We start from the raw sequence: 554 nt of genomic DNA, 5'->3' as shown, positions 1-554 counted from the left end.
TGCCGCGCCGGCAGCTGCCATGCCTGCCTGGTGCGTTGCCAGGGTGATATCCAGGACAACCAGCCGGATGCCCTGAGCCCGGCGCAGCGCCAGGATGGCTGGCGCCTGGCGTGCCAGTGCCAGGTCGCAGGTGACTTGCAGGTCGAAGCCTTCGACCCGCTGCGTGACGGGTTGCCGGCGACGGTGCTGAGCGTCGATTGGTTGACCCCGAGTGTACTGCGCTTGCGGCTGCAACCCGAACGCGGCTTGCGCTACCGGGCGGGGCAGCATCTGGTGTTGTGGGCCGGCAGCGTTGCGCGGCCTTATTCATTGGCCAGCCTGCCCCAGGAAGATCCGTTTCTCGAATTTCACATTGATTGCCGCCTGCCCGGCGAATTCAGCGACGCCGCCCGCCAATTCAAGGCCGGTGACAGCCTGCGCCTGGGCGAATTGCGGGGCGGCGCCTTGCAGTACGACCCCGACTGGCAATCGCGGCCGCTCTGGCTGCTGGCCTCGGGCACCGGACTCGGCCCGCTATGGGGCGTGTTGCGCGAGGCCTTGCGCCATGATCACCA

At 67.9% G+C, this 554-nt stretch carries 1 protein-coding gene; it reads left to right on the top strand.

Going from position 1 to position 554, the window contains the following annotated elements; genetic code table 11:
- Positions 1-554, top strand: a 554-nt coding sequence (locus HX846_RS38585; protein ID WP_178967623.1) for an iron-sulfur-binding ferredoxin reductase, incomplete at both ends; no start/stop codon positions are given.

It is taken from the genome of Pseudomonas sp. K5002 (assembly GCF_013386655.1).
Classification (GTDB): domain Bacteria; phylum Pseudomonadota; class Gammaproteobacteria; order Pseudomonadales; family Pseudomonadaceae; genus Aquipseudomonas.
The sequence above is the reverse complement of the archived record's forward strand: the minus strand, read 5'-3'. Positions and strand labels throughout refer to the sequence as shown.